Here is a 20,740-nt window from a genome sequence, read left to right as displayed (position 1 = left end):
TCCGCTCCTCAGGTCCGCTGACCGCTCGCCGGACCCTTGATGAGGCCATCGGGGCGCCAGAGCAGGATCAGGATGACGAGGCTGAAGGTGAAGGCGTCGCGGAATTTCAGAAGATCCTGCGACAGGGTATAGTTGAGCGTCGTGTCGATGAGTGCCAGCAGGAACCCGCCGACGACGGCACCGGGCAGGCTGCGCATGCCGCCGATGACGGTGGCGATGAAGGCGATGAGCAACGGCTCCATGCCAACGCCCGGCACGACGGTGCCGATGCGGCCGATCCACAGGATGCCGACCACGCCGGCGAGGAAGCCGGAGAGTGCGAAGGCAGACGAGATGATGAGGTTCGCCGGCACGCCGAGCATGCGCGCCATGGTGAAGTTGGTCGCCGCCGCGCGCATGGCGATGCCGAGTGTCGTCTTGCGCATCAGAAAGGCGACGGCGGCAAGCAGCACGATGGAGGCAGCAATGGTGATGAGATTGCGCACCGGCGTGATCGCACCGCCGATCGAGACCGTTTCGGAGAAAATTTCCAGCAGCGGCACGTTGCGCGGGCGGGGAGAAATGAAGAGCAGGGCCGCGTTCTGCAACAGGTTGGAGAAGGCGAAGGAGGTAATGAGGACTGCGGTCACCGACTTGGCGCGCACCGGACGGAAGGCGGCATAGTCGGTGATGATGCCGAAGACGATCGCCATAACGACGGCGAGCACCGCCATGATGATCCAGGGTAGGCCGGAGCCGCTGGTGAGGAACATGGTGTAGCCGGCGACCATGATGAGCTCGCCATAGGCGAAGTTCACCAGCCGCAGGATGCCGTAGATGATGACGAGGCCGAGTGCCATGAGGGCGTAGGCGCCGCCGAGGCTCAAGACGTCGATGACGAACTGGATTGCGAAAGCCATGGGTCAGCCTCCCAGATAATGCGCGCTGAGATCGCTGGTCGCGCGGATCTCGTCGGGCGTGCCGGATGTGACGACCGCGCCGAGCCGCATGACATAGGCACGGTCGGCGACGGCGAGCGCCTGGTTCACGTTCTGCTCGACGAGCAGGATGGTGAGGCCGGACTTTTTCAGCGTCTCGATCATCTCGAAGATGCGTTCGACGATCGCCGGCGCAAGCCCGAGCGAGGGTTCGTCGAGCAGCAATACAGTGGGGCGCGACATCAGCGCGCGGGCAATGACGAGCATCTGTTGCTCACCGCCGGAGAGCGTGCCGGCCGGCTGGCGCGAGCGCTCGGCAAGGCGCGGGAACAATGTGTGCTGCCGTTCAAGGTTCTGCCGGTTGCCGGCCTGGTCGCGGCGATGGATATAGGCGCCAAGCATGAGGTTTTCGGCGACTGTGAGGTCCGGAAACACGTCGCGGGTTTCGGGCACCGTGGCGAGACCGGCACGCACCACCTGTTCGGGACTGGCAGACGTGATGTCCTTGCCGGCGAGCGTGATGGACCCGCCCGACGCTTTCAGCGCGCCGGCAATACATTTGAGCGTCGAGGATTTGCCGGCGCCATTGGCACCGAGCAGGCTTACAAGCTCGCCCTTGCCAACGGTGAAGCTGATGCCGCGCACGGCGCGGATCGTGCCGTAGCTGACGGAGAGGTCGCGGATATCAAGCATGGGCCGCTCCCTTACCGAGATAGGCCTCGATGACCGCCGGGTGGCCGCGGACATGGGCAGCATCCCCTTCCGCGATGGTGCGGCCGGAGGCGAGCACGTGCAGCCGGTGGCAAAGGCGCATGATGAGACCCATGTCGTGGTCGATGATAAGAAGGCCAAGACCGCGTTTCTTTGGCAGCTCGGAGAGTGTGTGCAGCAGCGTTTCCGTCTCGGCGTCGTTCATGCCGGCCGCCGGTTCATCGAGCAGCAGGAAACGTGGCTCGGCGGCGAGCGCCCGGGCGATCTCGACGCGCCGCTTGTCGCCGTAGCTCAGGCTTTCGCCCAGCTCGTCCGCCTTGGCCGTGAGGCCAAGTTCGTTGAGCAGGCCTTTCGCGCGCTCGGCGGCGACAGCAAGCGAAGCCCCCTTTGCCAGTGCTGCGGCCTCGACGTTTTCCAGCACCGTCATCGTGTTGAACAGCCGCACGATCTGGAACGAGCGGCTGATGCCTTGAAGCGCGATCTCGCGTGGGGAGAGACCAGACAGCCTGGTATCGCCGGCGGTGATCGTACCGCCTGCCAGTTTCACCTGGCCGGTAATGGCATTGATGAGCGTCGTCTTGCCGGAGCCGTTCGGCCCGATGAGGCCGACGACCTCGCCGGTCAAAACGGAGAGAGACACATGGTCGAGGGCGCGGAGGCCGGTGAATTCCACCGACACGTCGTTTACCGCGAGGCGCGTTTCAGACATGGCTTTTCCGAAGGTGATGGGCCGGCCTTTGGGCCGGCCCGTAAACGGGAACGATCAGGGCTTCGGCAAGGATTCCGGCTTGCGCCATCCCACGAAGGTCGGCTTGCCGCCCTTGAGTTCGATCAAAGCCGCGGCCTTGTTCGGCACATGGCCTTCTTCGGCTGTGCCATAGTCGAGGTCACCGGTGAGCAGCTTGAACTGACCGTCTTCCAGCGCCTTGGCAACAGCCGCGCCATCGGTCGAGCCGGCTGCCTTGATCGCCTGGGCGAGCATCATGATCGTGTCCCAGCCGGTCGAGACGAAGGAAGTGTCCGGGTCCTTGCCGAACATCTCCTTGTAGAGGCCGATGAACTTTTCCATTTCCGGATCTGCTCCGGCTCCCATCCAGGTATGCGTGACGAAATAGACGTTGTTGCCGAACTTTTCGCCGAGCGCCTGGTGCATGGCCGGGTCGTCATAGGCATCGCCGCCGAGGATCGGCGCGTCGTAGCCAACTTCACGCAGTGCGCGGATGATCACGCCGATATCCGTGCCGTAGGACGAAACGAAGATCACGTCCGGCTTCTTGCCAAGCGCCTGGAGACGCGCGAGCTGGGCGGAAAAGTTGTTGTCGCCGTTCGTGTAGGTATCTTCGAGCAGGATCTCGCCGCCATCGGCCTTGAACTGTTCGACGAAGTATTTCGATAGCGACTTGGTATAGGCGATGAACTGGTCGGTGACGACATAGGCCGTCTTCCAGCCCTTTTCCTTGACCGCGAAGTCGGCGGCCGTCGCACCCATCGTGGTGTTCCACATGGAGAGCGTGAACTGCTTGTCGCCGAGCGACCAGGAGGAATAGAGCGGGTCGGAAGCGCAGGTCGAGATGCCGACGAGGTTGGCGGTCTGCGCCTCGCGGCTGGCCGGCGAACCGAAGTCGAAGTCGCAGGGCGCGACGATGACCTGGGCGCCCTTGTCGATCAACTCGACGGCGACGTTGCCGACCGTCACCGGATCGGACTTGCCGTCGATATTGATGAACTCGATCTGCTTGCCGAGCACGCCGCCATTGTCGTTCAGGAATTTCACGGCAACCTGCGCGCCGTTATAGCCGGGCGTGTCGAGCGGGGCCTGGATACCCGTCATCGACAGCGCGCCGCCGATCACGATCTTGTCGTCGGCGGCAAACGTGGTCGTGGAGGCGAGCGCAAAACTCGCCGCCAGAAGCAATGTGGAAGTCTTTATCATGGTCGTTCCCCTTAATGATGCCTTTTCGGCAATGAATGGATCAGCGGTCCGGCCTTTTTGTTTTGTTGTGCGGCCCGCTTTCGAATGCTCCTCGTTTCCGTCCCGTCGGTTCGTTCCTGGCTTCTTACTGCCCGATTTCCTTCAGGAGATCGTCGGTCGAAATCTGCCGGCAATAGCCCTTGATTGCGCTGAGCGATGTGTTGTGGCGTTCCTCGGAATAGGTGCCGCAGGCATCCGGCACGAGCGTCACCAGGTAGTTGAGATCGCAGGCGTCGCGGATTGCCGATTCGACGCACTGGTCGGTGAGCAATCCACAAAGCACAAGTTGCTTCACGCCAAGATTGCGCAGCGTGTAGTCGATATGCGTGGAGACGAAGACGCTGGACGAGCTTTTCGGGAAGACGATCTCGTCTTCCAGCGGCTCAAGCTCATCGATCACCTTGCCGTCCCACGAGCCCTTCGGCACGTTGAAGCCGGTGATCTTGTAGTCGAGGCTGCGGTCGCGGCCGTCCTTGGTCAGGCTTTCGATCGTCGTGTGCAGTACCTCGATGCCGGCCTTGCGGAAGCCGCCAAGCAGGCGCTGCATGTTCGGGATCGCAACCTCGTGGATGCGCTTGAAATAGTAGCCGTATTTGCCACCGATATCCGAATCGGAAACGTCCTTGAACTCTCCGCCCTCACGGCGCACGGAAAAGTTCTGCACGTCGATGAAGAGGATGGCGGATGCGGCCGGATCGAGCGGGATTTCGCGGGTGGTCAGATGGTTAGCGGCCATCAGGCATTTCCTTCAATTCTGTCTGCCGCTTGGCGGAGGGGACCGGCCAATCGGTCGGCCCATTCCTCCTGCCCGCGAGCATCGGTGATAAGGTCGTTGCGCACTTCGAGAAGCACGTGCGGAATGCCGCGCCGCTCGCCGTGCACAGGGATGGTGTAGTCTGAGACGTCGTCGACGTGATACGGCGCGTTGAGCTTGACGGTGACGTCCTGATTGGCGGTGCGGAAGGCGTCGGCCAGTCGTTCGGCAAGGCGGGCATCGCGATTGTAGAGCAGGCCGAGTTCGAAATCCCGCACGGCGCCTGTCGCGCGCATAACCGGCGTGAAGCTGTGCACCGAGACGAGTAAGAGCGGTTTTCCGCTCGCCTGGCGCTGATCCAGCGCCACCGCGATCGCCTCGTGCAGCGGCTGGTGGATTTCCACATAGCGGCGGGAGCGATCGAGATCCGTGATGTCGGCGTTAACCGGAACCACCGTGCCGTCGCTTTGCGTGACAATGCAGTCCTTCGCCTCCAGGGGGCGATTGCAATCGATGACGAGACGGCTGTAGCGCTGGAGGATGAGCGACGCATCGAGCCGTTCGGCAAGGCCACGCGCCACACCCTCGGCGCCGACGTCATAGGCGATATGGCGCTCCATCTCCTCGGCCGGAATGCCGAGATCGCCAAGCGTGCGCGGCACGGCGCGGCCGGCATGCTCGCAGGTCAGGAAGATCGTCGAGGAGCCGGCGGAATTGATCCATTCCACGGGATCAGGGTCGCCCGTCTGCAGCAATCTGGTCGTGTCGCGATCTGCGAACCTGAGCATGGAATGGCATCCGTGATGCGGCCCTACGAGGGGCCGGGTACTGGCTTCAATGAGGGCTAGTCAAAGAAATTTTTCGATCATAGTCAATCGAATTTTTCCATTTGACTATTTTTTTTCAAGAGCGAATATTTGTTTCAACAACGGGAACGAACACCAATGAGCGATGGGAAATCATCGACGACGATCCGCACGAGGATCCGCGAGGCCGCAGCGCAGTTGACGGCAAGCGAGCGCAAGATCGCCAATGCCATTCTCGCCGACTACCCCTTCACGGGCCTCGAGAGCATTCAGGAGCTGGCGGCGAAGACCGGTGTCAGCGCACCGTCGATCACCCGTTTCGTCAGCAAGATCGGCTGCAGCGGCTTCCAGGACCTGCAACGCCAGCTGATCGCCGAGCTGAAGGAGGGGCAGCGCTCACCGCTCGACCTGAAGTCCAGCCAGAAGCCGGTCGGACATTCTGAGTTCCTGTCGGAGTATGTTGCCCGCGTTTCCGCCGTCATGCAGGACATGACGGCAACGGTTTCGCAGGCACAGTTCGACATTCTCGCCGGCCTGCTTGCCGATCCGTCGCGCAACATCTTCCTTCTCGGTGGCCGCGTCAGCGACAATGTCGCTGCGTTCCTGTCGATCCATCTCAGGCAGATCCGCAGCGGCATCTACCACATGGCGGACAACCCGGAATTCTGGCCGGAACACGTGCTGCGCATGCGCAAGAAGGATGTCGTGCTGCTCTTCGATTTTCGGCGCTACCAGCTCAGCCTCTCGCGGCTTGCCGAGACGATTGCGGAAAAACGCGGCGCGACGATCGTTGTCGTCACCGACAAATGGATGTCGCCCGCCGCCCGCAGCGCCGATCATATCGTGGCCCTGCCGATCGATGCCGGCACGGCCTGGGATACGGTGGCCGCCGCCATGGCGCTTGTCGAGGCGCTGATCGTGCGCGTCTCCGAGACCGATTGGGAAGCAACACAGAAACGCATCAAGGATTGGGACGGCATCCGCTTCGAGATGCCGGGCTATGACCAGGACAAGCTAAACGGGGACGTCGATGAAACGTGAAGAAATGATGGTTGCCTGCTGCGGCGACCTTTCGGGCAAGGTGCGCGGCAAGGCTTTTCCGCTGGTGCAGATGGAGAAGCGCCTGAAGCGCGGCGTCGGCTGGACGCCGACCAATGTGCAGATCACCTGCTTCGACAACATTGCCGAAAGCCCATTCGGCTCGCTTGGCGATCTCGTGCTGATTCCCGATCCGGCAACCAGCGTCAGCATCGAGAGCGAGGAGGGCGCGCCGAACGAAAATTTTGTGCTCGGCAACATCCGCTACACCGATGGCCGGCCATGGGAATTCTGCACGCGCTCGATCCTGGAAGCGGCGCTTGAGCGCTTGCAACGGGTGGCCGGCGTCACGCTCTACGGCGCGTTCGAGCACGAATTCCAGATCAAGCATCTGGTCTCCGACGTCGGTAAGGCCTTCACGCTCGGTGGCTTCCAGGAGGAGCGGCATTTCTGCGAGGCGATCATCGCCGCCATGCGGCAGGCAGGTGTCACGCCCGACACAATCCTCAAGGAATTCGGCGCCGGCCAGTTCGAGGTGACGATGGGGCCGCAAAAGGGCGTCACCGTCGCCGACCATTCGCTGATCACCCGCGAACTCGTCGGCCTCGTCGCCCGTGAGCTTGGCTATGATCCGACCTTCACGCCGATCCGAGATCCGGCTGGCGTCGGCAACGGCGTGCATGTGCATATCAGCATGCTGGATTCGATTGGCAACCCGGTCACCTACGATCCGGACGGGAAGCATGAACTCTCCGATGTCGCGGGCAAATTCGTTGCCGGCATCCTGAAATATCTCGACTCGATTATCGCCATCACCGCGCCAAGCGTCGTCTCCTACCTGCGCCTTACCCCGCATCGCTGGAGTGCTGCCTTCAACAATCTCGGTTTTCGCGACCGGGAGGCCTCCGTGCGTATTTGCCCGGTCTCCGACATCAGCGACATCGCGCGCGCCGCCCAGTTCAACTTCGAGTTCCGCGCCGCCGACGGTACCGCCAACCCGCACTTGACGCTCGCCGCGATCGTCCATGCCGGGGTGCAGGGCATCGAGGAAGGGCTGGAGGTGCCGGAAGCGACGCAGGAGGACCTCTCGCTTCTGAACGTTGAAGCCCTTGCGGCCCGCGGTTACGTCCGCCTGCCGCAAACCCTCGAAGCCGCCCTTGAGCGCTTCAAGGGCAACGCAACGGTTTGCGGCTGGTTTCCGGACGGTTTCGCCGACGTTTACGTCAAGCACAAGGAAGGCGAGATCGCCTACCTTGCCGGCAAGACACAGGCCGAAATTTGTGCTGCCTACGAAAGCGTCTACTGACGCGCGTGAAAAATGACGTGTTCCTGGTTCCAGGGATGCGTCATGCCATCCGGCGGTTGAATGTCGGGGGGCCGAAGCTGAGAACAATATCGAGCGGAAAATTATCGAAGCCTCAGTGACGATATCTTGGTGAGCGACAGGGGCGATGTCACTTTACCGCCCGTCCTGGCGTGCCGAGGGAATTCGGCTTTGCCGACCTTTGCGTGCAGGCCGCCCGATCACCGTGAGCGGGGTGTTTCCTGAGATGATCGCGAAACAAATTCCTGAATTCGCGAAAATTCCTGTAGCCCAACTGGTGGGACAAGCGGTCGACGGTCTGGATGGCGACACCGCTGCGCTGGGCAAACAGGTTCCTCGTCTCGAACGCGATCCTGTCCGGAGCGTCGAATGCAACGGCGGCGGCCTTCTGCAATGCTCCTGAGAGGACGATGTCGCCGGCAACGATCTGGGACTTCAGCTGCATGAGTGTCTGAGGCGGCCCGTGGTTCAGCATGGTCAAACCTCGCTTTTGCCTTGCCCGCCCAGGGCTTGAGTTGCTGCCTCCGCTGCAACGAGAGCGGCAATGGCGTCTGACGCTGTTGCTCCTTGCGACGCCCCTCCCTGTGCGGCTCTGGCAAAGTCTTCAAGTTGCGCGCGCAGGGCCGCGAAAAACACGGCCTCACCGGAGGGGGGCCAGAAGAACCGCGATTCCGTGAAGGCTTGCGTGCCGAACACCTGCACCCAGCAGGCATCACCGACCGGGAACCGCCGCCCGAGCGACACCAGGCCATTCCCGCCGCCGGAGAGATCGCAGAGAAGCTGAACGGCATCGGGATCCTCCGGGACTGCGTCAGCGAACGCCGTTTTCGATGCGGCCACGCAGTAGTTGCCGAGCTCCTGTCCGGTCAGCCAGCGCAACTGGTCGAATTCATGCACACCCATGTCGATGAAGGCACCGCCCCCCTTGGCCCGAAACGATGTCGCGGGCGGCGTCTCATCCCATTGGAAGCAGGAGACCAGATAAAGTTCGCCGAGTAGGCCCGCCTGGATGCGGTCCTTCAATGCCTTCAGTTCTGGCACGAACCGGCGCCAGTAGCCTATCTGAAGGTGGATCTTGGCTTTTTCGGCGATCGCAGCTGCTTTCGCCGCTTGTGCCGCGCTGATGCCGCAAGGCTTCTCGCACAGGATCGGCAGACCGCGTGCGGCGACCGCGGCGACTGTTGCGAGATGGGTGTGGCTCGGCGTTGCAAGGAGGATACCGTCCAGGCCACCGGCATCGATCATGGTCGTGGCGTCGGCGTGGAGCGCGAAGGCGGAAGGAGAGAGGGCTGCGCGCGCCGCGGCGGACGGTTCAGCAACAGCGACGATCTCGACATGCGCACTTTCCGCAACGGCGCGCAGATGAACCTGCCCCATGCGGCCGGCCCCAACAAGTCCGAGGCGAAACTTTTTCATCGGATGTCCAGACCTTTCGGGGTTAAAATTGAATTGGTTCGAAACGGCCCGATTTGGCCGACGCGAGCGCCGCCTCGCACAGAATCATGGCCTTGCGGCCATCGCTTGCGCCGACCTCCGGCTTCTTCCCGGAGATGACGCAGGTGACGAAATGGTCGAGCTCCGCGGCATAGGACTCCTGATACCGCTCGACGAAGAAATAGAGCGGCTTGTCGGTCGCGATCTCTTTTGGTCCGGAGTGTTCGACGGATGTCTGCGTGCGGTTTCCGGCCCGCAACATGCCGTTGGAGCCGTGTACTTCGATCCTCTGGTCATAGCCGTAGACGGCGCGTACGCTGTTGTTGATGTGGCATTGGCGCCCGGAGGCTGTGCGCAGAATGAACATCGCCGTGTCGTATTCTCCGAGCTTGGCGTAGTAGGGCAGCACCAGCGACGAGCCGGTCGCGAACAGTTCGACAGGCTCTTCTCCCAGAAGATATCGCGCCATGTCGAAGTCATGGATTGTCATTTCTCGAAACACGCCGCCGCCGCCGCCAAGCGCTTCTTCGGTCTCGGGTTCGGGGTCGCGGCTGGTGATGATGACCTGCTCGACAGAGCCGATCTCGCCCGCATCGATGCGCGCCTTCAGGCTTCGGAAGCTCGGATCGAAGCGGCGGTTGAACCCGATCTGGAAAGGAATGCCTGCCTTTTCGACGGCGGCGAGGCATTCGTCGGTCCTGCCGATATCAAGGTCGATCGGCTTTTCGCAGAAGACGGCCTTGCCCCGGGCCGCCGCCGCGATCGTCAGGTCCGCGTGGGTGCGCGTGGCGGAGGCGATGACCACCGCCCTGACGGCAGGATCGTCCAGCACGGTTTGCGTATCGGCAATTTCGGCACCTGTCGTGGCCATGATCTGTTCGGCGGCTGGCCGGTGTGGATCGACGATGTAACGCAGCCGCACGTCTGGGTGGCGTGCGAGGTTGGCGGCATGGACGGATCCGATTAAACCCGCACCGAACAGACTGACGTCGATCATTACAATTCCTCATCCTTTTGAGCTTGAAGCCACCCAAACCCCGAAACGACCGGGATTTGGGCAGTAGAAACCTGTCTCCGGCGGGGTCCCCGCCGGAGAAAGCCTGTAATCCAGGGAGCGCGGCCCGCCGACGGGCCTGTCAGTGGGCGGTCTGTTCACCCGGCCGGCGGCCCGCAACCATGTCGAGTTCGGCTTGCAGGTATTTGAGGTCGCGGCGGCCGGCCATCATGTCGAGCACTTCGGTCTCGCCGATCTCGTCCTTGCGAAAAGTACCGAGCGAGCGTCCGCGGTTGAGGAGCGTGAACCGGTCGCCGACCGGGTAGGCATGATGGATGTTGTGCGTGATGAAAATCACCGCCAACCCGTTCGCCCTGGCCTGCGCGATGTAGCGCAAAACGATCGAGGCCTGGTGAACGCCCAGCGCCGACGTCGGCTCATCCAGAATGAGAACGCGCGCGCCATGATAGACCGCACGCGCAATGGCGACGCATTGCCGCTCGCCGCCGGAAAGTGTGCCAACCGCCTGCTGCGGATCGCGCGCGTTGATGCCGATCTTTGACAGCTCCTCGTTGACGATGGCATCGGCCTTCGCCATGTCGATACGCCGGAGCGGAAAGGTGCCCTTCAACGGCTCGCGACCCAGGAAGAAATTCCGGGTAATGCTCATCAGCGGGATCATGGACAGGTCCTGGAAGACCGTGGCAATGCCCTTGTCCAGCGCAGCGCGCGGAGAGGAGAACAAGGTCGGTTTGCCGTCGATCTCCATGATACCTTCCGAAGGCTGGTGAACGCCGGAAAGCGTCTTGATCAGGGTGGATTTTCCCGCACCATTGTCCCCAAGCAGGCAATGCACCTCGCCGGCAAGGGCGGCGAAGGAAATATCCTGAAGCGCGATCACGGAGCCGAAGCGCCGGCTGACACCCTTGAGTTCGATTATAGGCGTTGCGGCCATCAACGTGCCTCCGTCGCCTTGCGGCGCACATAGTTGTTGACGAGAACGGCGATCAGCAGCATCGCGCCGAGGAAGACCTGGAACCAGTCGGTGTCGATGCCGGTATAGAAGATACCCATCTCGACGGTGCCGAAGATCAGCGCGCCGAACATGGCTCCGACCGCAGATCCGTAGCCTCCCGTCAGGAGGCACCCACCGATGACAGCCGCAATGATAGCCTGGAATTCCTTCTGGAAGCCACGCAGCGTATCCGCGGAGCCGGACTCCAGCACCTGGATCGTGGCGAACAGAGTGGCGGCGCAGGCCGTGGAAATGAAAAGGCCGACCTTGACCCGATTGACGGGAACACCAACGTTTCGCGCTGCCCGATCATCCCCTCCAACGGCAAAGATCCAGTTGCCGAACCGGGTCTTGAGGAGCACCCAGGTGGCAAGGACGGTAACCAGAGCCCACCAAGCAATGGACATGGATAGGCCCTGCACCATGGGCAGGCCGTCAGCACGTTTCGCGATCCAACCGATATCCGCCAGCCACTGGAAAAGCCCGCTGCCGAACTTGCCGCCGAAGATCTGGACGACGAAGCTGTCTTCCTGCCCTTCGGTGATGTAGGGAATCTGAGTGCGTCCGGTGATCGTTCGGGTCAGCGCCAGGGTCAGGCCGCGCAAGACGAACAAGCCGGCCAGCGTGACGATGAAGGACGGCAGCCCCGTTCGCACGACGAGAAGCCCGTTCGCCGTTCCAATGGCGATTGCGAAGGCGAAGGCAATGATGATGGTCAGCCAGATGGGCAGGCCGAATTCGGTCACGCCAAGCCCGATCGTGACACTTGCGAATCCGATCATGGAGCCGATTGAGAGGTCGAACTCGCCGCCGATCATCAGGAGGGCAACCGCCGCTGCCAGAATGCCGAGCTGGCCGGAGACCTGTAGGAAGTTGCTGATGCCGAGCGGGCTGAAGAGGCCGCTATTGCCGGCAAAGATGCCGAACAGGGCGAAGACCAGGACTGTGCCGGTGAGAGCGCCCAGTTCGGGCCGCCGAAGCGCGCGCGTCAGATTGCTGGATGAATACCCGTTTGCGGCCAGAGGCGTGGGCTCCAGGGCTTTGGGCTGATTGATGGCGTCCGCCGTCATTTGCAATGTTTCCCTCTTTTATATTGGCTTGGCCCGGGCCGGCGATTTCTTCGCCGCCAGCCCGGCTCAGCTCAGCGAATGCCTTCCTTGCTGAGGTCGCGCACCGCTGCGGCGTCCTTCTGGAGAATGAAGGACGGGCCCGTGCGGACGGCAGAGGCGGGGAAGGTCTTGTACATCGCCTTGTTGGTGAGGAAGACGACGGGTAGGTAGCCCATCATGAACTGCTGATTGTCTATGGCGAACATCGCGCTGCCTTCGTCCACGGCGTCCAGCACTTCCGGCGAAAGGTCGAAGCTGCCGATCTTGTAGTTTGCCAGCGTGCCACGTTCCTTGAACATCTTGAGAATGGGCGTTGCAACCGTCGGCCCGAGTGCCAGCACACCGCTTACATTCGGATTGGCCGTCAGATAGGCCTCGACCCGTCGCGTCACATCGGTCGGATCCATCGTTGCCGCGACGACGGAAGACTTGCCGCCGGTTTCCTTGAGCCCGTCGGCAAAGCCGGCGCACCGCTTGTCGAGGCTGACATTGCCGACTTCGTGGTTGACGCAGATGCCTTCCTTTACGCCGGCCTCACCCATCATTTTGCCGGCCCGCATACCGTTGTCGTATTCCGAGCCGCCACCAACGAAGAGATCGAGTTTCCAGGGCTCGACCTGTTCTTCGCCGGAATCGATGACCACGACCGGTATGCCGGCCGCCTTGGCCGCCTCGAGCGGTGCCTTGAGGGCATCGGCATCGGGAATGGAAATGACGAGACCATCGGGGGCCGAGGCGGTCGCCGCCTCGATCATGCGTGCCATGCGCACGACGTCGAACGTCTCCGGTGCCTGGTAATCGACCTTGACGCCGAGTTGCTTAGCCGCCGCCAGCATGCCGTTCTTCACGACCGTCCAGTACACGTCGTTGGCCTGTCCATGGGTTACGAAGACGATGCGCACGTCTTCGGCGTTTTTGGCCTGCGCGGCTGCGGATGTCGCAACCGCGAGCCCGATCGTGACCGCCAGGAACCCCGATTTGATCAGGCGCGCGGATGTTGATTTCAATGCCGATGCAATCATGATGTGCTGCTCCCTTGTTATTGTGGATTTTCATGCTGGCGATTGGCCGCTTGTTTCAGTGTGTGGCCGCTCCCGCTGCTGCGCGCTCCCTCATGGAACCGCGCCGCACGTGCAGTCCGTCCGCCCATTCGCGGAAGGACGGGCTTTTCAGCAATTCGTATTCGTCAATGCGGATCTGGGCTGACCCCGGTTCGATGACCTCGATTTCCCCGGGCGCATTGGCATGCAAGCAGATGAAAGTCAGGCCGGGGCCAATCCTGCTGTAGAGCGCCTGATAACGCTCACTCGCCGGCACTTCGCTGTGCCACGGCGTATCCAGGACCGCATTTGCGAGAGCCTGACCGGCACCGGCCAGGCGAGCAGCCGGCGCCTCATAGGCAGCATGGTCGATTGCGCCGAGATTGTGGATCGGACCGTAGGACTGGATGGTGGCGGGAAACAAGGTCGGCAGCTTGTATTCGATACCGAGCGCCACATAACGATCGACGAATTCGGGTGAGAACACACCGCCCATATGACCGTCAATATGCGTTGCGGTGAGCCCCGCGCGCAGGAAGGCGTCGATCTGCGCGCGCATTTCCGCCTCGACCGCATCCGGATGGGCGTTTCTGCGCAACTCACCCACGGAACGCCACAGGAAACCGTCGGCGTCCACCAGGCCGGAGGCCGGTGTCGCCTTGGTCAGGGAGCGCCAGCGATAGTGGCGCTTCTCCGAGGTCAGCGTGATGTGGACGCCGAGATTGAGCGACGGGTCTTCCGCGCCCGCCTCGGCGATTTCCAGGAACCATGGGCACGGCACCATCACCGATCCGGAATCGACAATGCCGAGGCGCCGCAATTCGAGATAGGCCACATTGGCGCCGTGGCACATGCCGACATCATCGATGTTGACCACGACGAAGGGTTTCGTGTCGTCCGCGGCGGTGGGGTTTCCGAAAACACTCATTCTCATTCCTTCCCGGTCACGGCAAGCCCGGCTTCCTCGGCCAGCGCCTTCAGGTTCCTGTAGCCCATCGTCGCATAGGTGAGTGGATGGGCCTTCGCCGGGTCCTGCTCTGCTTCCACGACGAGCCAGCCGGCATAACCGTTGTCTGCAAGGATCTTGAGAAGCGTCAGGTAGTCCTGCGCCCCGTCTCCCGGAACCGTGAAGATTCCCTCCATGACGGCGCCCATGAAACTCATGTCCTCAGCCCGGGCGCGTGCAAGGATTTCAGCCCGGTAGTCCTTGCAGTGGACGTGAACGACGCGGTCGACATGGCGCTGCAACAGCCCCTTTGGGTCCCCGCCGGAAAACATGCAATGACCCGTGTCGTAGAGAAGCCCGAAGGCCTCGCCCGTACCGGCCATCAGGCGGTCGATTTCTGCATCCGTCTCGATGATCGTGCCCATGTGATGATGGAAGGCCATCCGTACGCCGAAATCCGCGAAACGCTCTGACAGCGTCGTGATCTTTTCGCCGTAGGCCTTCCACTCGTCATCCATCAGCTTGGGGCGCTGGGAAATCGGATCGTGGATCGCGCCATGCCGGCCGCGCGACGTATCCGCATAGACCACATGGCGGGCGCCGAGATCGCGCAGCAGCGTGAGGTGCGGCAGGATCGCATCGAATTCCTGGTCGATGGTGTTTTCCAGGATGCGCCCGTCATACCAGCCGGATACGAGATCGAGGCCGTAGATTGAGAGAATGCCTGCAAGCTCGCTTGAGTTCCTCGGAAACTTTCCGCCGAGTTCGGTTCCGGCATAGCCGGCTTGGCTGGTTTCCGAAAGACAGGTTTCAAGCGGTGTATCGCCGCCCAGCTCGGGCACGTCGTCATTCGTCCAGGTAATCGGATTGATGCCTATTTTGACACTCATTTCACGCGCTGCCTTTGATTGGATTCTGGTTCCCCGGCCGCTAAGTCCAAGGAGTGAAACCACGATGCCTGTTGGTGTCCGGCGTCGATTTCCTTGAATGCGGCACCTCGCTAGAGTATTCCTTACTGTAACCGTCGCGAGAGCCAGTTTGGCTGGAAATGATGGGTCCAGTTTGGCGCTATCTCAAGCAGGAAAACATCCATGAAATCGGCCTCTCGCAACCGGCAAGTGTTTCCTCTGGATGCGCTCACGATCGATCGGAACAGCCCGGAGCCATTGCAGCGCCAGCTCTACCGCGCAATTGCTCACCTGATCAGTTCCCGCGTGCTGCCGGCCGGCGCCGAACTCCCCTCGACGCGAGCGCTTTCCGTCGATCTGGGCCTCGGCCGCAACACGATCGTTGCCGTTTACGATCAGCTCATCACGGAAGGCTATCTGCTCAACCGCCCGGGAGCACGGCCAACCGTGGTCGATCTCCCAGCCGTTTCGCCAAGGCCAAGCCCTGCGGTGATCGCCGGAGAAGGCCGTCCCTTGTCAAAGCGTGGGCGTGCGTTGCTCGACCAGCGGGTGCATCATGGCGTTCCCGGTCGGCATGCGTTCCACCCCGGTATGCCCGACGCCCGTTCCTTCCCGTTCGGGGTCTGGGCTAAGCTGCTGGCGCGCAGGGCGGCTTTTGCTGGCGACAGGCTCTTCGGCACCTACGATATCAACGGCTTGCCGGCACTGCGGGAAGCAATCGCCGGCTATCTCGCCTCGGCACGGGGCATACGTTGCCGGCCCGACCAGATCGTCGTGACGACAGGAGCACAGGCGGCTTTCGATCTGCTTGCCCGCCTCCTGCTCGATCCGGGTGACACCGTATGGATGGAGGAGCCCGGATATTACGGCGCCCAGGCCGCCTTCAACGTCGCCGGTGCGCACATCCTTCCCCTTCCTGTCGATAACCATGGCTGGCGCTTCGCGGCACCGCCGCCGGGAACCCGCCTCATCTATGTCACGCCTGCCTGCCAGCATCCGCTCGGCATCACGATGCCGGTGGAACAGCGGCTATCGCTGCTCGAGGTCGCCGAGCGCTTCGACAGCTGGATCATCGAGGACGACTTCGATGGTGAGTACCGTTTCGTCGGCCGTCCCGTTCCGGCCTTGCAGGGCATGGATAATAGCGGCCGGGTGATCTATGTCGGGACCTTCGCCAAGCTACTCTTCCCGGCACTCCGCCTCGGCTTTATCGTCCTGCCACCGGCATTGCAAAGAGGCTTCGCCAATGCGTTGAGCACGACGGGCCAGTTTGCCCCGCTTTTGCTGCAGGCAGCGCTCGCGGACTTCATCATGGAGGGGCACATGACCCGCCACCTGAAGCGCATGCGCCGCCTCTATGCCGGCCGGCGACAGGCGTTCCTGGAAATCTGCGCGGAGCGCCTTGGCTCAGATATGGAAATCCTGCCCTGCGAAGCCGGCATCCAGCTGGTCGGCCGTCTTCGGGTGGGCCTGCACGACATACAGGTTGCGGATGCGCTGGCCGCGCGCGGTGTCAATGTCACCCCAATGTCGAAATATTTCAGGCACCAGCCGACGATGCGGGGCCTTGTCATGGGCTACGCCGCCTGCGACGAAGCGCAGACGGTCGCCGGGATTCGCCAAATCCGGGAGGTGCTTCAAGCCCATAAAGCATCCAGCGAGGATTGATTTTCCATATCCATCCCGATCATCTGTTTCTGCCGATACCATGACGTATGCATCACCGCCAAACCCACTTCGGGTGCCTTTGGTTGATAAACGCCTCGTGTCTGTGGAAGCCGCTCCTGTTCCTACTCCTAAAAATCCGGCGCGACGCCGAAGACGAATTCGCAGGGCGTGTGGGACATGTTGAAATACTGGTGGTCGAAGCCGGCGGGAATGTAGAAGCCGTCGCGCGGGTTCAATTCGAACCAGGCCTGGCCCTCGGCATCCGGGATATGGATGTTGAGCACGCCGGAGACGACGTAGAGGCACTCGTCGCCCTTGTGGCGCTCGACGCTTGTGCGCTTGCCGCCGAGCACCGTGGTCTTGCCGACGGTCAACTGGTCCGTCGCGCAGTAGAAGCCGGTGTAAGCACCCTGCGTTTCGGAATCGAGGCTGAAGAGGATTTCGGAGTCGCGCATCGGATGAATCGTGCGCGCCTTCTCGCGTGCCGCGGCCTCCATTGGCCAGCGGCCAAGGAACTCCTGCTGGATGTAGCGGTTTTCCGAGAGCAGGGGCTTGGTGCGGGCATAGGGGCCGGAGGTGCCCTTGGCCGGCGGCGGCGCGAAGAATTCCAGCACACGGACCTGTTCTTCGCCGAGGTTGAAGCCGTGGTGCCAGGTGTCCTTGCGAAAGAACAGCGCCTCGCCCTGCTTGGCGATGCAGACTTCGCCGGTTTCCGGGTTGGCAAGGCCGAGTGTGCCGCTGATCACATAGAGCAGTTCGTCGGCGCCGAAGATCGTGCGAAAGGCATCCGTGTGCTTGAAGCAGCCACCCGGCTCCATGCCGAAGACGATCTGGTGGATGTTTTCCGTAGAAGCATAGATCCAGTCGTCGACGAGGCCGGCATTCTCCTCACCCCACAGATGGCGCGTCACGCCGGCATAGGGAATGTGGCTCGGGCGGTCGAAAACGGGACGCGGGGAAGGCTTGTAGCCCATGGAAAACTCCTTTTTCATTCTTCGGCGAAAGATCGCGCTAGGGTTTGGCGCTCTCGGGACGGGTGCGGGTGATCAGGCGCTCGATGACGGCCTGCTTCATGGCGGGGTCGAGGTGCATGACGTTGAAGACCTCCGCCATCCACATGCCTTCCATGGCAAGGCGGATGATGGTGGCTTCGACCGGATCGAGGCCGTCCTTTTCGACGGCGGCCTGGCACCGGATGTTCTGCTGGTGGACGATTTCGAGAAGGTCCGGAAAGTTAGACAGTGCAGCTGTGATGCTTGCGCCGAGGCGGTCGTACTGGTCGCCGGTGCTGGCGGCGTCCCCCATGGTGGCAGCGACATAGGCGCGCGTGTAGCGGCCATGCGGCTCGGCGTCCGTACCTTCAAGCCCTGCAAGGCCGGTCTCAAAACGGTAGACGAAACGCTCGACCATGGCGCGCACGAGCGCATCCTTGCTGGCGAAGTGGTAGAGGATGCCGCCCTTGGATAGCCCGGTCACCTCCGCCACCTTGTCGAAGGTGAGCGTGGAGACGCCGTCCTTGACGACGATTTCTTCTGCGGCGGTGAGGATGCGTTCGCGCGCGGTGCCACGTTTTGCCATGTCGATACCCATGCTGATGCCAATCGCCCCGCTATAGCTGCGAACTCTCGCGCAGGCGACCGACGATATCCGCCATCAAGGCGAGGTCCTGGCGAGAATCGTCGAGCGTCGTCTTCGGTGTGGTGCCGTTTACGAGATGATCGTGGAAAACGCGCAGCTCGATGGCGAACGGGTCGGTGTAGTTCGGCCCGAAGACGCGGGTTTCGGTCTCTGTATCGGTCGAATCCGTCACCTCCAGCGAGGTCGGCAGGTTGCGGATGTATGGCGTGTCGTAGCCAAAGCTGAGACGCCGCCGGTCGGCGTAAACCTCGATGCGGGCGTCGAAACGCACGACATTGTCGATCAGCGCCTCGTAGATCGCAGTAAAGTGACCGTAGTCGAAGAGTGCCACGATTTGCTCGCCGTTCTGCTTGTGATGGGCGGCGATGACCCGCTGTGGCAGGCCGATCAATTCGCGCATGGCCGAGAGGCTGTGCGAGGAAAGGCCCGTCAGCACCTGGTAGGCGCGCATCAGGCTGGGGGAGGCGTCCTTGCCGGCGACATCGCGCAGCAGTGTCTCGGTTTCCCCGCGCGACTTTGCGAGGAAATCGGCGTCGAGATCGCGCGGATAAAAGATGTTGCGGGTCTGGCGTATGAAGAACGGGCCTTCGCAGATGAGGTCGCGAACCCGCACGTAACGCAGGTCTTCCTGCGCTGGCATCATTTCCTTCGCCTTGAGGAAACTTGGCGAATAGCGCCGCATATAGGCAACAAAGACGAGGCGGCCGGATTTACTGGCGAGCGGCGACACGTCGTCGATTTCGCCCAGCGTCAGGCAGGCCGGCTTTTCCAGGAAGACATGTTTGCCGGCCTTCAGCGCCAGGTCGAGATAGTGGCGGTGCGTCTGGTCGGGTGTCAGGATGAAGACGGCGTCGATATCCGGCGCGGCGACGAGGGCTTCGGCGCTCTCATAGGCGCGGGCGGTCGAGTAACGCTCCGCGCAATGGGCCGTCAGGCTCGGCGATACGTCGAAGACGCCGGCGACCTCGAACAGATGGCGGTGATCGGCGAGGATCGGCAGGTGCATCAGCTGGCTTACTTCGCCAAGACCGATGAGACCGACACGGACGATACGCATGAAATTACCTTTCTTATCCCTTGACTGCCCCGGCCGTGAGGCCGGAGACGATGTATTTCTGGAAGAGCAGCGCCAACACGATCAGTGGCACCGTGACGATGGTCGACGCGGCCATGATGGCGCCATAGGGGAACTCGTAGCGGCTGGAGCCGGAGATGAGGGCAATCGCGACCGGAACCGTGCGGTTCTCATCCGTCAGGATGAAGGTCAGCGCGAACATGAACTCGTTCCACGACGCGATGAAGGCGAGCAGGCCCGTTGACATCAACGCAGGCCCCATCATCGGCAGGAAGATGCAGCGGACGATTCGCAGCGGCGAGCAGCCGTCCATAATGGCGGCCTCCTCGATTTGCCGCGGCAGGCTTCGCATGAAAGTGGTCAGCACCCAGATGTTGAAGGGCAGCGTGAAGATCATGTAAGCGAAGATCAGCGAGCCCAGCGTGTTATAGAGGCCGAGCCAGCGGATCATCTCGAAAAGGCCGGAGAGCAGGGCGATCTGCGGGAACATCGAGACCGCGAGGAACAGGAACATGATCGGTGAGCGGCCGCGGAAATCGATGCGGCCGAGCGCGTAGGCGGCGGCGACCGCGAGCCCCAACGAGAGTGCGACGACGGAGGCCGCGACGATGAACGAGTTCATCAGGCTGCGCAGGAACACGCCGTCCGACAGGATCGCCTCGTAATTGTTGAATTTCAGGTCGGGCAGGAAGGTGACGTCGAAGATCGCCTGACCGGATTTCATTGACGACGCGATCATCCAGTAGAACGGAAACAGCGTGTAGAGCGCGACCACGGTGAAGAGCGAGTAGATCGCGATGCGGTGAAGGCGTCTGTTTGCTGTGCTGCGCACCATGTCACACCCCCAGGAGCCGGCGGTTGAGCCGGAAGACGGTCACGTAGATCGCGGTGACGATGGCGATCATCAGGAAGATCGCGGCACTTGCCGCGGAGCCAACACCCATGTCCTGGAAATTGACCAGAACCTCGCGGGCATAGATCGATACGGTTTTTGTGTCGTCGCTGTTCGAGGACAGGACAAAACTCAGGTCGAACATGCGCAGCGCATCGAGCAGCCGGAACAGTACGGCGACGGCGATGCTGGGTGCCAGCAGCGGCAGGGTCAGCGCCGTGAACTGCCGCCATTCCGAGACACCATCGATCGAGGCGGCCTCATAGATGCTCCTCGGCAGCATTTGCAGCCCGGCGAGGATGAGCAGTACCATGAAGGGCGTGGTGATCCAGATGTCGACGGCGATGATGACGGGCATGACGAGATCGGGATTGGCCGTCCAGGCGATGCCGTTGTCGATGAGGCCCATCAGCTTCAGCACATGGTTGAGGATGCCGAACTGGTCATGCAGCATCCATTGCCACATGCGGGCGCTGACGACGACGGGGATGGACCATGG

22 protein-coding genes are annotated in these 20,740 nt (G+C 62.0%); 3 read left to right on the top strand and 19 right to left on the bottom strand.

The features are described from left to right. Nucleotides 1-8 precede the first annotated feature (8 nt). The 6 genes from ACT6VE_RS21480 to ACT6VE_RS21455 all read right to left on the bottom strand — a co-directional run bounded on the left by ACT6VE_RS21480 (nt 9) and on the right by ACT6VE_RS21455 (nt 5,142). Nucleotides 9-899: a branched-chain amino acid ABC transporter permease gene (locus tag ACT6VE_RS21480; RefSeq protein WP_444800472.1), complete on the bottom strand. Its 891-nt coding sequence runs from the start codon at nt 897-899 to the stop codon at nt 9-11. 3 nt (nt 900-902) lie between these two features. Further along, nucleotides 903-1,610, bottom strand: coding sequence for an ABC transporter ATP-binding protein (locus ACT6VE_RS21475; RefSeq protein WP_444800471.1), 708 nt, complete (start codon nt 1,608-1,610; stop codon nt 903-905). Next, nucleotides 1,603-2,337 (bottom strand): ABC transporter ATP-binding protein, encoded by a 735-nt coding sequence (locus ACT6VE_RS21470; protein WP_444800470.1) that lies wholly within the window; start codon nt 2,335-2,337, stop codon nt 1,603-1,605. The genes ACT6VE_RS21475 and ACT6VE_RS21470 overlap by 8 nt, the downstream gene beginning before the upstream one ends. A gap of 54 nt (nt 2,338-2,391) precedes the next feature. Next, complete coding sequence (locus ACT6VE_RS21465; RefSeq protein WP_444800469.1) at nt 2,392-3,561, bottom strand: ABC transporter substrate-binding protein; 1,170 nt, start codon at nt 3,559-3,561, stop codon at nt 2,392-2,394. 124 nt (nt 3,562-3,685) lie between these two features. Next, on the bottom strand, nt 3,686-4,336 hold the full coding sequence (locus tag ACT6VE_RS21460) for an isochorismatase family cysteine hydrolase (protein ID WP_444800468.1): 651 nt from the start codon (nt 4,334-4,336) through the stop codon (nt 3,686-3,688). Further along, nucleotides 4,336-5,142, bottom strand: coding sequence for an N-formylglutamate amidohydrolase (locus tag ACT6VE_RS21455; RefSeq protein ID WP_444800467.1), 807 nt, complete (start codon nt 5,140-5,142; stop codon nt 4,336-4,338). The genes ACT6VE_RS21460 and ACT6VE_RS21455 overlap by 1 nt, the downstream gene beginning before the upstream one ends. A gap of 156 nt (nt 5,143-5,298) precedes the next feature. On the opposite strand from ACT6VE_RS21455, the gene ACT6VE_RS21450 reads away from it, so the two are divergent. Both ACT6VE_RS21450 and ACT6VE_RS21445 read left to right on the top strand, forming a co-directional pair. Then, a complete protein-coding gene (locus ACT6VE_RS21450; protein ID WP_444800466.1) occupies nt 5,299-6,201 on the top strand; it encodes a MurR/RpiR family transcriptional regulator in 903 nt (300 codons plus the stop codon). After that, a complete protein-coding gene (locus ACT6VE_RS21445; RefSeq protein WP_444800465.1) occupies nt 6,191-7,504 on the top strand; it encodes a glutamine synthetase in 1,314 nt (437 codons plus the stop codon). The genes ACT6VE_RS21450 and ACT6VE_RS21445 overlap by 11 nt, the downstream gene beginning before the upstream one ends. A gap of 148 nt (nt 7,505-7,652) precedes the next feature. Here ACT6VE_RS21445 and ACT6VE_RS21440 read toward each other — a convergent pair whose 3' ends face one another. The 8 genes from ACT6VE_RS21440 to iolE form a co-directional block, all read right to left on the bottom strand. Further along, nucleotides 7,653-8,003 carry a MurR/RpiR family transcriptional regulator gene (locus ACT6VE_RS21440; RefSeq protein ID WP_444800464.1) on the bottom strand — a complete coding sequence of 117 codons (351 nt, stop codon included), beginning with the start codon at nt 8,001-8,003 and terminating at the stop codon, nt 7,653-7,655. After that, complete coding sequence (locus tag ACT6VE_RS21435; protein ID WP_444800463.1) at nt 8,000-8,938, bottom strand: Gfo/Idh/MocA family protein; 939 nt, start codon at nt 8,936-8,938, stop codon at nt 8,000-8,002. The genes ACT6VE_RS21440 and ACT6VE_RS21435 overlap by 4 nt, the downstream gene beginning before the upstream one ends. A 22-nt stretch (nt 8,939-8,960) precedes the next feature. Next, nucleotides 8,961-9,953 carry an inositol 2-dehydrogenase gene (gene iolG, locus ACT6VE_RS21430; RefSeq protein ID WP_444800462.1) on the bottom strand — a complete coding sequence of 331 codons (993 nt, stop codon included), beginning with the start codon at nt 9,951-9,953 and terminating at the stop codon, nt 8,961-8,963. A 139-nt stretch (nt 9,954-10,092) separates the two neighbouring features. After that, nucleotides 10,093-10,905, bottom strand: coding sequence for an ATP-binding cassette domain-containing protein (locus ACT6VE_RS21425; protein ID WP_444800461.1), 813 nt, complete (start codon nt 10,903-10,905; stop codon nt 10,093-10,095). Next, nucleotides 10,905-12,035 (bottom strand): ABC transporter permease, encoded by a 1,131-nt coding sequence (locus ACT6VE_RS21420; RefSeq protein ID WP_444800460.1) that lies wholly within the window; start codon nt 12,033-12,035, stop codon nt 10,905-10,907. The genes ACT6VE_RS21425 and ACT6VE_RS21420 overlap by 1 nt, the downstream gene beginning before the upstream one ends. A 71-nt stretch (nt 12,036-12,106) precedes the next feature. Beyond that, the gene (locus ACT6VE_RS21415) at nt 12,107-13,096 is read right to left on the bottom strand and encodes a rhizopine catabolism ABC transporter substrate-binding protein (RefSeq protein WP_444800459.1); all 990 of its coding nucleotides are present in this window, start codon (nt 13,094-13,096) and stop codon (nt 12,107-12,109) included. 55 nt (nt 13,097-13,151) lie between these two features. Next, on the bottom strand, nt 13,152-14,042 hold the full coding sequence (locus tag ACT6VE_RS21410; RefSeq protein ID WP_444800458.1) for a polysaccharide deacetylase family protein: 891 nt from the start codon (nt 14,040-14,042) through the stop codon (nt 13,152-13,154). 2 nt (nt 14,043-14,044) lie between these two features. Further along, complete coding sequence (gene iolE / locus ACT6VE_RS21405) at nt 14,045-14,950, bottom strand: myo-inosose-2 dehydratase (RefSeq protein WP_444800457.1); 906 nt, start codon at nt 14,948-14,950, stop codon at nt 14,045-14,047. 201 nt (nt 14,951-15,151) lie between these two features. On the opposite strand from iolE, the gene mocR reads away from it, so the two are divergent. Then, complete coding sequence (gene mocR, locus ACT6VE_RS21400) at nt 15,152-16,636, top strand: rhizopine catabolism transcriptional regulator MocR (protein ID WP_444800456.1); 1,485 nt, start codon at nt 15,152-15,154, stop codon at nt 16,634-16,636. 128 nt (nt 16,637-16,764) lie between these two features. Here mocR and ACT6VE_RS21395 read toward each other — a convergent pair whose 3' ends face one another. From ACT6VE_RS21395 to ACT6VE_RS21375, 5 genes are all read right to left on the bottom strand, one after another. After that, nucleotides 16,765-17,610, bottom strand: a complete 846-nt coding sequence (locus ACT6VE_RS21395; protein ID WP_444800455.1) for a cupin domain-containing protein — start codon at nt 17,608-17,610, stop codon at nt 16,765-16,767. 37 nt (nt 17,611-17,647) lie between these two features. Beyond that, nucleotides 17,648-18,214, bottom strand: coding sequence for a TetR family transcriptional regulator (locus ACT6VE_RS21390; RefSeq protein ID WP_444800454.1), 567 nt, complete (start codon nt 18,212-18,214; stop codon nt 17,648-17,650). A gap of 31 nt (nt 18,215-18,245) precedes the next feature. Beyond that, complete coding sequence (locus ACT6VE_RS21385) at nt 18,246-19,331, bottom strand: Gfo/Idh/MocA family protein (RefSeq protein WP_444800453.1); 1,086 nt, start codon at nt 19,329-19,331, stop codon at nt 18,246-18,248. A 13-nt stretch (nt 19,332-19,344) separates the two neighbouring features. Continuing rightward, nucleotides 19,345-20,184 carry a carbohydrate ABC transporter permease gene (locus ACT6VE_RS21380; protein WP_444800452.1) on the bottom strand — a complete coding sequence of 280 codons (840 nt, stop codon included), beginning with the start codon at nt 20,182-20,184 and terminating at the stop codon, nt 19,345-19,347. Between the two features lies 1 nt (nt 20,185). After that, on the bottom strand, nt 20,186-20,740 hold a 555-nt coding region (locus ACT6VE_RS21375), incomplete at its 5' end, for a carbohydrate ABC transporter permease (RefSeq protein ID WP_444800451.1).

Origin of the sequence: Shinella sp. (assembly GCF_052438155.1) — a bacterium.
In the GTDB taxonomy this organism is placed as follows: Bacteria; Pseudomonadota; Alphaproteobacteria; order Rhizobiales; family Rhizobiaceae; genus Shinella.
Note: the sequence above shows the minus strand (reverse complement) of the source record. Positions and strands in the feature narration are given on the sequence as shown.

Excerpts from the sequence above, each read along its gene's own strand:
- ACT6VE_RS21480 (WP_444800472.1), bottom strand. The coding sequence starts at position 899 with ATGGCTTTCGCAATCCAGTTCGTCATCGACGTCTTGAGCCTCGGCGGC.
- ACT6VE_RS21475 (WP_444800471.1), bottom strand. The coding sequence starts at position 1,610 with ATGCTTGATATCCGCGACCTCTCCGTCAGCTACGGCACGATCCGCGCC.
- ACT6VE_RS21470 (WP_444800470.1), bottom strand. The coding sequence starts at position 2,337 with ATGTCTGAAACGCGCCTCGCGGTAAACGACGTGTCGGTGGAATTCACC.
- ACT6VE_RS21465 (WP_444800469.1), bottom strand. The coding sequence starts at position 3,561 with ATGATAAAGACTTCCACATTGCTTCTGGCGGCGAGTTTTGCGCTCGCC.
- ACT6VE_RS21460 (WP_444800468.1), bottom strand. The coding sequence starts at position 4,336 with ATGGCCGCTAACCATCTGACCACCCGCGAAATCCCGCTCGATCCGGCC.
- ACT6VE_RS21455 (WP_444800467.1), bottom strand. The coding sequence starts at position 5,142 with ATGCTCAGGTTCGCAGATCGCGACACGACCAGATTGCTGCAGACGGGC.
- ACT6VE_RS21450 (WP_444800466.1), top strand. The coding sequence starts at position 5,299 with ATGAGCGATGGGAAATCATCGACGACGATCCGCACGAGGATCCGCGAG.
- ACT6VE_RS21445 (WP_444800465.1), top strand. The coding sequence starts at position 6,191 with ATGAAACGTGAAGAAATGATGGTTGCCTGCTGCGGCGACCTTTCGGGC.
- ACT6VE_RS21435 (WP_444800463.1), bottom strand. The coding sequence starts at position 8,938 with ATGAAAAAGTTTCGCCTCGGACTTGTTGGGGCCGGCCGCATGGGGCAG.
- iolG (WP_444800462.1), bottom strand. The coding sequence starts at position 9,953 with ATGATCGACGTCAGTCTGTTCGGTGCGGGTTTAATCGGATCCGTCCAT.
- ACT6VE_RS21425 (WP_444800461.1), bottom strand. The coding sequence starts at position 10,905 with ATGGCCGCAACGCCTATAATCGAACTCAAGGGTGTCAGCCGGCGCTTC.
- ACT6VE_RS21420 (WP_444800460.1), bottom strand. The coding sequence starts at position 12,035 with ATGACGGCGGACGCCATCAATCAGCCCAAAGCCCTGGAGCCCACGCCT.
- ACT6VE_RS21415 (WP_444800459.1), bottom strand. The coding sequence starts at position 13,096 with ATGATTGCATCGGCATTGAAATCAACATCCGCGCGCCTGATCAAATCG.
- ACT6VE_RS21410 (WP_444800458.1), bottom strand. The coding sequence starts at position 14,042 with ATGAGTGTTTTCGGAAACCCCACCGCCGCGGACGACACGAAACCCTTC.
- iolE (WP_444800457.1), bottom strand. The coding sequence starts at position 14,950 with ATGAGTGTCAAAATAGGCATCAATCCGATTACCTGGACGAATGACGAC.
- mocR (WP_444800456.1), top strand. The coding sequence starts at position 15,152 with ATGAAATCGGCCTCTCGCAACCGGCAAGTGTTTCCTCTGGATGCGCTC.
- ACT6VE_RS21395 (WP_444800455.1), bottom strand. The coding sequence starts at position 17,610 with ATGGGCTACAAGCCTTCCCCGCGTCCCGTTTTCGACCGCCCGAGCCAC.
- ACT6VE_RS21390 (WP_444800454.1), bottom strand. The coding sequence starts at position 18,214 with ATGGCAAAACGTGGCACCGCGCGCGAACGCATCCTCACCGCCGCAGAA.
- ACT6VE_RS21385 (WP_444800453.1), bottom strand. The coding sequence starts at position 19,331 with ATGCGTATCGTCCGTGTCGGTCTCATCGGTCTTGGCGAAGTAAGCCAG.
- ACT6VE_RS21380 (WP_444800452.1), bottom strand. The coding sequence starts at position 20,184 with ATGGTGCGCAGCACAGCAAACAGACGCCTTCACCGCATCGCGATCTAC.